At 47.4% G+C, this 11,525-nt stretch carries 15 protein-coding genes and 1 pseudogene; all 16 read left to right on the top strand.

The features are described from left to right. Nucleotides 1-540 (top strand): zinc-binding dehydrogenase (locus tag QUB44_RS29060; RefSeq protein WP_333372981.1); only part of this gene is annotated, 540 nt, incomplete at its 5' end. Between the two features lie 234 nt (nt 541-774). Continuing rightward, nucleotides 775-1,152, top strand: a complete 378-nt coding sequence (locus tag QUB44_RS29055; protein WP_333372978.1) for a nuclear transport factor 2 family protein — start codon at nt 775-777, stop codon at nt 1,150-1,152. A gap of 146 nt (nt 1,153-1,298) precedes the next feature. Next, nucleotides 1,299-1,700 (top strand): RidA family protein, encoded by a 402-nt coding sequence (locus QUB44_RS29050; protein WP_333372976.1) that lies wholly within the window; start codon nt 1,299-1,301, stop codon nt 1,698-1,700. Beyond that, nucleotides 1,697-2,776 (top strand): zinc-dependent alcohol dehydrogenase family protein, encoded by a 1,080-nt coding sequence (locus QUB44_RS29045; RefSeq protein ID WP_333372973.1) that lies wholly within the window; start codon nt 1,697-1,699, stop codon nt 2,774-2,776. Before QUB44_RS29050 ends, QUB44_RS29045 begins: the two co-directional genes overlap by 4 nt. Before the next feature lie 88 nt (nt 2,777-2,864). Next, nucleotides 2,865-3,611 carry an SDR family oxidoreductase gene (locus QUB44_RS29040; RefSeq protein ID WP_333372970.1) on the top strand — a complete coding sequence of 249 codons (747 nt, stop codon included), beginning with the start codon at nt 2,865-2,867 and terminating at the stop codon, nt 3,609-3,611. Nucleotides 3,612-3,878: 267 nt separating this feature from the next. Beyond that, a complete protein-coding gene (locus tag QUB44_RS29035) occupies nt 3,879-4,085 on the top strand; it encodes an SDR family oxidoreductase (RefSeq protein WP_333372967.1) in 207 nt (68 codons plus the stop codon). A gap of 60 nt (nt 4,086-4,145) precedes the next feature. Then, entirely contained in the window at nt 4,146-5,042 is an 897-nt protein-coding gene (locus QUB44_RS29030; protein ID WP_333372964.1) for an alpha/beta hydrolase, read from the top strand. A gap of 326 nt (nt 5,043-5,368) precedes the next feature. Further along, nucleotides 5,369-6,232, top strand: a complete 864-nt coding sequence (locus QUB44_RS29025) for a dioxygenase family protein (protein WP_333372962.1) — start codon at nt 5,369-5,371, stop codon at nt 6,230-6,232. A gap of 30 nt (nt 6,233-6,262) precedes the next feature. Continuing rightward, nucleotides 6,263-6,751 carry a lipocalin-like domain-containing protein gene (locus QUB44_RS29020; protein ID WP_333372960.1) on the top strand — a complete coding sequence of 163 codons (489 nt, stop codon included), beginning with the start codon at nt 6,263-6,265 and terminating at the stop codon, nt 6,749-6,751. Between the two features lie 452 nt (nt 6,752-7,203). Continuing rightward, nucleotides 7,204-8,040, top strand: coding sequence for an alpha/beta hydrolase (locus QUB44_RS29015; RefSeq protein WP_333372957.1), 837 nt, complete (start codon nt 7,204-7,206; stop codon nt 8,038-8,040). 114 nt (nt 8,041-8,154) lie between these two features. Further along, nucleotides 8,155-8,820 (top strand): hydrolase, encoded by a 666-nt coding sequence (locus tag QUB44_RS29010; protein WP_333372954.1) that lies wholly within the window; start codon nt 8,155-8,157, stop codon nt 8,818-8,820. Nucleotides 8,821-9,037: 217 nt separating this feature from the next. After that, the gene (locus tag QUB44_RS29005) at nt 9,038-9,763 is read left to right on the top strand and encodes an alpha/beta hydrolase (protein WP_333372952.1); all 726 of its coding nucleotides are present in this window, start codon (nt 9,038-9,040) and stop codon (nt 9,761-9,763) included. Between the two features lie 263 nt (nt 9,764-10,026). Next, entirely contained in the window at nt 10,027-10,563 is a 537-nt protein-coding gene (locus tag QUB44_RS29000) for an SgcJ/EcaC family oxidoreductase (RefSeq protein ID WP_333372948.1), read from the top strand. 57 nt (nt 10,564-10,620) lie between these two features. Beyond that, nucleotides 10,621-10,794, top strand: a pseudogene (locus QUB44_RS31310) (SDR family NAD(P)-dependent oxidoreductase); the annotation flags it as partial. A 21-nt stretch (nt 10,795-10,815) separates the two neighbouring features. Then, nucleotides 10,816-11,049: a helix-turn-helix domain-containing protein gene (locus tag QUB44_RS28995; protein ID WP_445299937.1), complete on the top strand. Its 234-nt coding sequence runs from the start codon at nt 10,816-10,818 to the stop codon at nt 11,047-11,049. A gap of 105 nt (nt 11,050-11,154) precedes the next feature. Beyond that, the gene (locus tag QUB44_RS28990; protein ID WP_333372945.1) at nt 11,155-11,448 is read left to right on the top strand and encodes a hypothetical protein; all 294 of its coding nucleotides are present in this window, start codon (nt 11,155-11,157) and stop codon (nt 11,446-11,448) included. Nucleotides 11,449-11,525 lie beyond the last annotated feature (77 nt).

Genomic DNA, 11,525 nt, shown 5'->3' with positions numbered 1-11,525 from the left:
CTACAAGTTGGTGAAACAGTTCTCATCCATGCGGGTGCGGGTGGAGTGGGTTCGATCGCAGTTCAACTCGCCAAAGCGATAGGGGCATACGTTTTTGCGACGTGTAGTTCTAGAAACCGAGATTTCGTGACAGAACTGGGTGCAGATCGGGTGATTGATTACAAAAATGAAGATTACGTAGAAGTCATTCGTCAGGAAACAAATGGACTGGGTGTGGATTTAGTTCTAGATACGATCGGCAAAGAAACAATTCAGCGTAGTCTAGAAATCATTCGTCCCTTTGGTAGGCTTGCAAGCATTGTAGACGTTGCAATACCGCAATCGCTTCTTAAAGCATGGGGTAAGAATCTGACGATTCATTTTGTTTTTTCACCTCAGTACCGAGCAAAATTAGAGGCTTTGACAAAACTCATCGAGCGTCATCAGCTTCGCCCAGTGATTGATTCAGTATTTTCTTGGGATCAGGTTGTTCTGGCACATCAGCGTCTAGAGCAGGGAGGAACACGGGGCAAGATCGTGCTGAAATTTACAGAAGATTAAACCAGCCTTACGAGGTTGGTAATTGCTAAACGGATCGGATTTTGATTGTGTGTTGAAGGTCAATATTGATTGAACAGGAGAAACAGGATGATACTGCAAGATAAAGTAGCTTTAGTTACTGGAGGAACATCGGGAATTGGCAGAGCAACCGCGTTAGCGTTCGCGTAGCGTTCCGAAGGAAAGCTTAACGAAGTTATCGCTTAAAGCATCCAATTGAACAGAGGAGAGATTCAGATGTCAGAGAAAAATAAAGCAATCTTAGAAGAGGCAAATGCGGCGATCGCTGAAGGCAACCATGAAGGATTCTTGTCGTTCTGCGCCGACGACATGGAATGGACGTTTGTAGGTGACAAGACCCTTAAAGGAAAGGAAGCCGTTCGCCAATGGATGGCAACGACATACGTAGAGCCGCCAAAGTTTATGGTTGCTAACTTAATCGCTGAAGGTGATTTCGTCACGGCACTCGGCGACATCACAATGAAGGACGAAGACGGGAAAGCGACTCATTACTCGTACTGCGATGTCTGGCGCTTTCGCGGCGATAATATTGTCGAGTTAAGGGCTTTCGTTATCAAAACCGAGGTCAAGGATGAAACCAGCAGCGCGGCGTAAATAATCTGCAAAAGTCAGGATGTATTCTTGCAAAGCAGAAAGTCCGCCGAGTGATAATCAAGAATTGCTGTAAAACCGTGAATTTTTTCGCTTTTACTACGATTTCACTTCGCTTATCGACAATCGTTACTGAACAGAGGAACACCATGAATAAACCAAAGTTTTTTGTCACCCCCGGTTATGGCGAATATATGCTGAATAAATTGCATTACTCGCAAGCGGTAAAAATTGGCAATCGCGTGGAGACATCAGGACAAGGTGGCTGGGATGACGATCTGCAAATTCCCGAATCGCTCGCAGACGAAATTGCTCAGGCGTTTCGGAACGTAGAGCGAACCTTGGCAACTGCCGGTGCGGGTTGGGAGCATGTTGTCCACATCAATTCTTACCATGTTGGAGGGTTTCCCCCAGAGGTTAACGAGGTGATGGTCAGGCTATATCGCCATTACATGCCCAACCATGCCCCAATTTGGACACAGGTAGGAGTCGCGGCTCTTGGACTTCCAACGATGCGGATTGAAATCCGCGTGACTGCAATTGTTCCGTGAGTTTTGCACAAGTGGCAACGGGCTATTGCGAAGTTAAGGAGTTACCTCCGCTGAGTGGTATCGAAATCCCGTCACTGTTTATTCTAAATCAAGGAGATTTGGCACAGATGGAATCTATGAAAGCAGCCGTATTAACTGCGTTTGGTGATGCTGAGAAGTTTGAGATTCAAACGGTTCCCATACCAACGCTGAAGGCGAATCAGGTGTTAGTCAGAGTTTGTGCAACCTCGATTAACCCGATCGATTACCAAACTCGTCGTGGTGATTACAAGGAACTGGTTCAATTACCCGCCATCCTTGGAGTCGATGTCTCAGGAGTGATTGAGGCAATTGGCGAAGCTGTGACTGATTTCAAGGTAGGAGACAGCGTGTACTACTCGCCGCAAATTTTTGGAGAATTCGGTAGCTACGCTCAGTATCATGTGGCTGATGAAGCGATTGTTGCATTGAAGCCTGCAAATCTATCGCACATTGAAGCAGCTTCTTTTCCGCTTGCAGGCGGAACTGCTTGGGATTGTCTAGTGACTAGGGGCAATCTACAAGTTGGTGAAACAGTTCTCATCCATGCGGGTGCGGGTGGAGTGGGTTCGATCGCAGTTCAACTCGCCAAAGCAATAGGGGCATACGTTTTTGCGACGTGTAGTGCTAGAAACCGAGATTTCGTGACAGAACTGGGCGCAGATCGGGTGATTGATTACAAAAATGAAGATTACGTAGAAGTCATTCGTCAAGAAACAAATGGACTGGGTGTGGATTTAGTTCTAGATACGATCGGCGGAGAAACAATTCAGCGTAGTCTAGAAATCATTCGTCCCTTTGGTAGGCTTGCAAGCATTGTAGACGTTGCAATACCGCAATCGCTTCTTGAAGCATGGGGTAAGAATCTGACGATTCATTTTGTTTTTTCACCTCAGTACCGAGCAAAATTAGAGGCTTTGACAAAACTCATCGAGCGTCATCAGCTTCGCCCAGTGATTGATTCAGTATTTTCTTGGGATCAGGTTGTTCTGGCACATCAACGTATAGAGCAGGGAGGAACACGGGGCAAGATCGTGCTGAAATTTACAGAAGATTAAACCAGCCTTACGAGGTTGGTAATTGCTAAACGGATCGGAGTTTGATTGTGTGCTGCAGGTCAATATTGATTGGAACAGGAGAAATAAGATGATACTGCAAGATAAAGTGGCGTTAGTCACTGGCGGAACTTCGGGAATTGGTCGTGCAACCGCGATCGCTTATGCCCAACAACAAGCAAAGGTAGCGGTGGTTGGTCGTCGAATTGATGAAGGTGAAGAAACGGTTCGATTGATTCAGGAAGTTGGCGGAGAGGCTGTTTTTGTGCAAGCAGATGTCACGAAAGAAGCTGATGTTAAAGCAATGGTTGATAAAGCGGTTAGCGTTTTTGGTCGGTTGGATATTGCCTTTAATAATGCAGGAACGGTCGGCGAAAATCCCTCATTGATTGAGCAAACAGAAGCTGAATATGACCGCACGATGAGCGTCAACGTCAAAGGCGTTTGGTTGTCGATGAAATATGAAATTGCTCAGATGTTGAAACAGGGAAGTGGTTCAATCGTCAATATGGCATCTGCGGTTGGAGTCGTTGCACTTCCTAACATACTCCTCTACACCGCAAGTAAACATGCGGTAGTAGGTTTAACAAAAGCTGCTGCACTCCAATATGCCAAAGCGGGTGTTCGCATCAATGTCGTTGCACCAGGGTCAATCAAAACAGATATATTTGAAGCCGCTACAGATGAAGCCAAAGCTTACTTGGCAGGACTTCACCCGATCGGACGAGTTGGAACACCGGTTGAAGTTGCAAATGCAGTTCTGTTTTTATCATCTGATCTGGCATCGTTCACAACAGGTGAAACGTTGATGATAGATGGTGGGTATTTAGCGCAGTAGTCGAACGACAGTGCGAAATGTTGCGACCAAGTGGCGATCGACCTGCATCATCCGCTCGATCACTCTCCGTGCCGTTGGTTTCTCAAGGGCATCTCGATATTACGCAGTGTTTGATTGAGCAGTAATACATCTAAATGAGTCCATCATGACGACAACACTTGCAGGCAAAGTTGCACTGGTAACGGGTGGTTCTCGCGGTTTAGGAGCGGCGATCGTAGGGTATGCGAAAGGTGTCCAGCGGGATCTTGACCCACGCAACATCACTGTGTGCAGCCAGGTATCATGCCGACGGACATGGCAACAGCCGCAGCCGACAAATTACCGAAAGCAGCGGAAGCGATCGTGGATCTTCACGCCATCCGCCGGATCGCAACCTTAGAGGAGGTAGCGGCGACCGTTTGCTTCCTCGCAGGTTCAGACGCTGGCTACATCAGCGGCAATGTAGTGGATGTGTCCGGCGGATTCCAAATCTGAGCGTCGAAGTTTAGTCCGAAGCAGATCAAAACTTTTACACGCGCAATCAAAGGAAAAAAGATGAAAATACGCTATGGGTTTCGACAGGTTGGTGATGTCGAAGTGTTCTACCGCGAAGCGGGGGCAAGCGATGCGCCGGTAATACTGCTGTTGCATGGCTTTCCGACCGCTAGCCACATGTTCCGCGACCTGATCCCTTTGCTCGCCGATCATTTTCGGCTCGTCGCGCCGGATCTGCCTGGTTTCGGACAGACCAAGGCACCGCCACGCGGGGCATTCGACTACAGGTTCGACCGCCTTGCTGACGTAATCGAGGGTTTCACCGATGCTTTGTCGCTCGATCAATACGTACTCTACATCTTCGATTACGGTGCGCCAGTAGGTTTGCGTTTGGCGATGCGCCATCCTGAACGGATATCTGCGATCGTCTCGCAGAACGGCAACGCCTACCTCGAGGGTTTCAGTGACGAATGGGGGCCGTGGGAAACCTATTGGCGTGAACCGAGCGCAGCGAACCGGGAAGCCTGCCGACCCTCGCTCGCGCCGGACACAATCCGGAACTGGCAGTATGGTACCGGAGCCGATCCAACCCTTCTGTCGCCCGACGGCTACGAACTCGACATCGCCTACATGGGGCGGCCAGACGCGGAGGAGATCCAGCTCGATCTGATCCTCGACTACCGCAGTAACGTCGCGCTCTATCCAGCCTTCCAGTCCTACTTTCGCGAGCACCGTCCGCCGCTTCTCGCCGTCTGGGGTCGTCATGATCCGGCGTTTCTGCCCGCTGGTGCTGCCGCCTATCAGCAAGATCTCCCAGATGCAAAGATTCACCTGCTCGACGCCGGACATTTCGCGCTGGAGACTCATGCAGAAGAGGTAGCAACGTTGATCCGCGCGTTCCTCGACAGAACGCTCGGTTCCACGCTGCGTCTTGAAGGTGATTGCACAAGAATCTGACAAAACATCCTAAGAATCTGAAAGAAACCGAGCATTAGGAGTCATTACACTCAGACTATGAAAACAGCAGATAGGAAGCAAAAACACATTCTTCGCGATAAGGGACATTCCATGAAACTCTATCATATGCCCGGTGCCTGTTCGGTGGCTGATCTCATCGTTCTTGAATGGATTGGTATGCCGCACGAAATCGTCAGGATGAGTCTTGAAAGCATCAAGTCACCAGACTATAGCTGTAGCCAATTAGGTTAGGACACAGACTATAAGTCAAGATGGTCGCCGTAAAACAACCATCATTAATCACGTAACTAAAAAGGAGTTTGATCGTGCAGAACATCACACTTGACACTATCACTGAAGCCGTCATTAATCATGGCGATCGCGGCAAATCTCACCCGCGACTGTATGAAATTTACACGAGCTTGGTTAGATATTTGCATGACTTTGTGCGTGAGGTGAAGCTGACTGAATCAGAATTGCAGCAGGGACGTAATTTTCTCAACCAGGCAAGTCATCACACTCAGGAGATTCCCTCTGGAGAGATCCATCTGTTGACGGATCTACTGGGAATTTCAGAGTTGGTAGAATTGCTGAACGATGCTCATCGCGGTACAGAAAGCAATTTAGAAGGACCCTTGTATGTGCCGAATGCACCAGAACGGCAGATGGGCGATCGCTTGGGTATTGATCCAGAAGGCGACACGCTTTTCCTGTCAGGCAGGGTTTTAGATTTGAACGGTCAACCGATCGCCAATGCTCTGATTGATGTTTGGCAACCCAACTCCAAAGGATTATATGACATCCAAGATCCATCTCAGCCGTTGGGGAACTTTCGGGGACGTTTCAAAACGAACAAGAGTGGAACGTATAGGTTTGAAACCGTGGTGCCACTAGGTTACAAAGTGCCAAGCAGTGGTCCATGTGGCGAGGTGCTGCGACTCTTGGGACGGCATCCTTGGCGCGGGGCTCACATCCATTTCAAACTCAATGCTCCGGAGTACACTCCACTGACAACACAAACTTTTATTGCTGGCGATCCTCACCTGGATTCAGATACAACCTTTGCCGTGCGATCGGCGATCGTTCAATTGCAAAAGCACGAAGCACTAGACGAACTCAAGGCACACAATCAAAGTAAACCGTTTTACACGACTGAGTTTGATTTTGTGTTGAAACCCGCTACTCTCTAGCGGAGAATCATCAAGCAATGGTTGCACATTATGTCTACACCATCAATCCAGAACAATCTGCTAATTGGCATTTGGAAGTTAATTTCTGCAACTGCCATTTACGCTGATGGAACGGTGACTCCAGACGTGTATGGAACTAATCCGGTTGGCTACATCACTTACACATCAGATGGTCACATGATGGTGATGTTTTCTAGGAGCGATCGCTCACCGCTGAGTCAGGAGGTCAGATCACCGCTAACTCCCCAGATGCAATCTTTACCCGTGGAAGAGCTTGCTCAAGCATTTACAACATTCAATGCTTACGCTGGAACTTATACGTTGAGTGGCAACACAGTAACTCACCAGATCAAAATTGCATCAATTCCTAATCGCGTTGGTACAACGTTAGTTCGCACCTTTACTCTTAATGAGAGCCGACTAACGCTCGTGACGCCGCCAGTCTTGAGTGATGGTGTTGAAGCGGTTTTTGAGCTGCTGTGGGAACGCATTATAGCAAGGGGAGTTGGTTGTCGATAACGAAGTAGAGGCAAGTACGATCACTTTTCACTCACTGAAAACGTCGCTATCCTCGGTTATCTCGACGGACGAAACTGGCTCATTGGCGAACGATCGATTGCCGCTCCCTACCTGTTCGTCATTCTGCGTTGGGCGATCAACACTCAGGTCGGACTACAAGGCTTTGAGAACCTGTCACGATTTGTAGACCGCATGAATCTCGATGCTGGTGTGCGTGCCGCGCTAGCTACCGAAGCAGAATTAAAGCCATCTTAGAGGTGGCAAATGCAGCGATCGCGCTCAGGCAACAATGAAGGATTCTTGTCGTTCTGAAGCGATGATACGCAATGGATTTTTGCCCCATCTTGAAGTCTGCTTAACACAGCATTGTTAAGACGGTGCTCGATCGCTGCATCACAATTGTGATGCAACAGACAAAAACACATCATCAATTTACAACGGAGAAACCTCTCATGCCCTACATTACCGTTGGTCAAGAAAACTCTGCAACCATCGATCTCTACTACGAAGATCTTGGGACAGGACAACCAATTGTTCTGATTCATGGATTTCCATTGAACGGACATTCCTGGGAGAAGCAGGTTTTAGTTTTACTGAATGCAGGATATCGAGTAATTACCTACGATCGCCGAGGATTTGGCAACTCCAGTCAGCCCTCATCTGGCTATGACTACGATACCTTCGCCGCCGATTTGAATACACTCATGACCAAGCTTGACTTGCAAAATACCGTGCTGGTCGGTTTCTCAATGGGAACAGGTGAAGTCACACGTTATCTTGGCAAATACGGCTCAGAGCGGGTGCAGAAAGCCGTGCTGATGGCTCCCGTTCCACCGTTTCTGTTAAAGACAGACGACAATCCAGAGGGTGTTGATCAAAGCGTTTTCGATGGCATTATGAAAGCGATTATTGACGATCGTCCAGCTTATTTCTCTGCCTTTTTCAAAGAGTTCTTCAATGTTGATGTATTGCTTGGCGATCGCATCAGCAATGAAGCGATTCAAGCCAGTTGGAATGTAGCAGCAGGGGCTTCTGCTAAAGGGACTTTGGATTGTGTACCTTCCTGGCTCACCGATTTCCGCGATGATCTGCCCCGCATTGATGTGCCGACTCTGATTATTCATGGAGATAGCGATCGCATTTTACCGCTTGAGTCCACCGCAGCAAGACTTCCAAAGCTGATTAAAAACAGTCAACTTGTTGTCATCCCTGGCGGGCCGCACGCCATCAACTGGACTCACGCTGATCAGGTCAATCCCCTGTTACTGGACTTTCTTCAGCAGGAATAATCAGCGATCTGCTTCATTTTTGGCTTGTGAAAAAACTCTGTAATTCATCAGTTGAGTCAGGCTCACACGCTAGAGCGTGTCTGAAAAGTAAACATTGAATGGAGACTTATAGCTATGTCTGAAAATCCAAAAATCGGCTTAGAAGGACTGCTTCGTCCAGAAGATAGCATCCTGGTACTGATTGACCACCAGCCCTATCAGTTCACCAACTTGAACAGCCATGAACCTACGATGATCATTAACAATGTTATTGGTCTTGCCAAATCGGCAAAGGTGTTCAACGTACCCACAATCCTTACCAATGTCATGGAAGAAAGAGGGGGTCATATCATTAAGGGACTACAGGATGTTTTTCCTGATCAAAAACCGATCAACCGCACTTCCATCAATACCTGGGAAGAGCCAAACGTTACAGATGTAGTGAAGAAAAGTGGCCGCAAGCAACTGATACTTGCTGCGCTTTGGACCGAGATCTGTCTCGCAATGCCAGCAATTCAGGCGCTTGGTGAAGGTTATGACGTATTCATCGTTACCGATGCTTCGGGCGGTGTTACTGCGGAAGCTCATGACATGGCTGTTCGCCGTATGGTTCAGGCGGGTGCAGTTCCAATCAACTGGATGGCTGTACTTGCTGAATGGCAGCGTGACTGGGCACGCACAGAAACATCTGCGGGTGTATCAGATATTATTCTTGAGCATGGCGGTGCTAGTGCGGTGGCCCTTGCCTGGGAACTTCAGCTCCTTGCAACAACCCCTCTAGTGAACTCAGGTGGACATTAATACTTGAAGTTTTCTCTACGGAAGCAACAAGTAAAATAGGAGGCAGCATTTTGAAAAAGATAAAATACTGTCTCCGTCTCAAGCGTTAGTGATTCATCTGTTGCGCCACTATTCTGAGGTCGTACAAATTATCATGCCTGAGAATAGAAACTTCAAGAGAGAACAAGAGAGAACAGACGAGCTTGATTTTCAGATCACATCTACAAGGAGGGATTCTATGTCAACTTTTGTCTTAATTCATGGCTCCTGGCATGATGGTTTTGCTTGGCAGGCAGTCATTGATCAACTAGAAGCAAAGGGACATCATGCTTTTGCGCCCACGATCGCTGGACATGGCAAAGGCGTGAACAAAAACGTCAACCATGCTCAATGCACGCAATCGATCGTCGATTACATTGTGAGTAAAGACTTAAACGATATCGTTCTAGTCGGACATAGTTTCGGTGGGACAATTATTGCCAAAGTTGCTGAAGCAATCAGCGATCGCATTCGACGACTCATCTTCTTCAATGCCTTTGTCCTCAATGATGGTGAAAGCCTCAACGATAACACCCCACCGCACTCTCAAGCGTTATCCGATCAGCTAGCGAGACAATCGGGCGATCATACGGTGATGCTACCTTTTGAGATTTGGCGAGAAGTGTTTATCAACGACGCTGACCTCGAACTGGCTCGATCGAGTTACGCACAATTATCGCCTGAACCGTATCAACCGTGGCTTGACAAGTTAGACCTGAAGCAGTTTTACTCGCTGCCCATCCCCAAAAGCTACCTCTACTGTACCGAAGACAACGTCCTTCCTCAAGGCGATTGGGGTTGGCATCCCAGAATGTCTAGTCGCTTGGGACTATTTCGGTTCGTGCAAATGTCCGGTAGTCATGAGGTGATGTTTTCCAACCCGGTCGGCTTGGCAGAAAAGATGATTGCGGCAGGGCGCGACTAGCTGATGGTTGAGATGAACAACAGACAATCGCTTATCCCCGAAACAAGGGCACTAACCGATCAGAATTTGACCAATCATCGTAGGAATCTGAAAGCAATCAAGCATTGGTACTGTCTATACTTCAGATCAAACAAACGGAATTAGCCGGCAACGCTTGCTGCTCCAGTAAGTTCATAGCGATCGAACGCAGCAGTGCATCTTCGTGCTGTTGTGTTCCTAAACTGCCAAAACAATTAGATAAGAAATCCCAAAACGAGGCGCTTATGAATTCACAAACAATTCAAAATCAACTCACCAGTCCTGCTGACGAGTCTGCAATCCGTGTTTTCCATCACCAGATGATTGATGCTTGGAATCGAGGCAGCGGTGAAGAATTCGCTGCTCCGTTCAGCGAAACTGCCGATTTCATCGCGTTCGAGGGAACCCATCTCAAGGGTCGAAAAGCGATCGCTGCATTTAATCAGCAAGCTTTCGACACGGTTGTCAAAGAAACACGCCTAGAGGGTGAGGTGAATTTCGTCCACTTCCTGAATACTAAAATTGCTCTCATGAACGGAGTTGTCAGGGTAATGCTGCCCGGACAACCCGAAACTTCACCGTCACGAGATTCGATGCAGCTATTCGTCGTGATGAAACGTGATCAAGATTGGCGGATTGAAGGACTACTCAATGCCCGGAAGTTGACGCTAGAACGGCAATTCTTCTTGGACGAGTTTGACTCGCTGAGTGAAGAGGCTCAACGTCAAGTAACCGATCTCATTATAGATATCAAGCAGCGTCATCAAGCAAATCAATCTTGAGTTTTTAATAACGATCGCAACTTACAGCAAACTCGATTGTGCCTTTAACATTGTGCCATTAACAATACAGGAATTGATTTTCCTCCTGACAAACTACTGCACCAAAAATTGATCGAGGACTTTGACAAGCTGATGTCAACGAATGCAAGAGGACTGTTCTTGTCCATGAAATATGAAATTCAACAAATGTTTAACCAAGGATCAGGTGAGATCGTGAACAATTCGTCAACCGTTGATTCTCAAGAAGGATGTATGAACACAGCAAAACTCACCTCTTCAAATGTCATTACACCAACAAAACTCTCCCATCGAGAGCATGAAGTTTTGAAGCTAATGGTTGCAGGACATAGCAATCCTGAAATCGCCACAATACTCTACCTCGGTCAGAGTACAGTCAAGACTCACGTCCGTGGAATCTTGAATAAGTTGGGTGTCAATCATCGGGTGCAGGCAGCGGTTGTTGCATTGCAAATAGGATTAGTTTGATTTCGTCGGAAACTGGGTTGAAATCGTAGGGGTGAAAACAATGCAAACTTTACTCATCAAAATCAATAGGAACATTACACAACCACAAACCGCAGGAGATTTCTAATGAACCGGAAGATTCTTTCAACTACAATCATAACCGCAATCACAATCACAATAACAATTCTGTCCGCCGTACTGTTACCGTTCAATTCTCCATCCTTCGCTCAAGTCAGTCCACAAGTGATTCCCAGAATCGAAGCGATCGAAGGTTCCGAGGGAATTCCACCCAGCTACCGTTTAGTCATTAGCCGATCTCAGGACAATGTTTATGTCTTCTGTCCCACTAACTTCGAGCCAGAGTTGAACTATCTGCGAAATGTGAAGGCGATTCAATGTAAGCCGTTTACCAGTCCTTAGAACCCACATTCCGCAGATATTCAAGCAGATTTAATTTCAAAGGAATTCATAATTGCCAAAACCTCAAATGATTGCAT

This window comes from Microcoleus sp. AT3-D2, from assembly GCF_036705715.1.
Classification (GTDB): domain Bacteria; phylum Cyanobacteriota; class Cyanobacteriia; order Cyanobacteriales; family Microcoleaceae; genus Microcoleus.
This window is presented reverse-complemented; position numbering and strand designations above follow the sequence as displayed.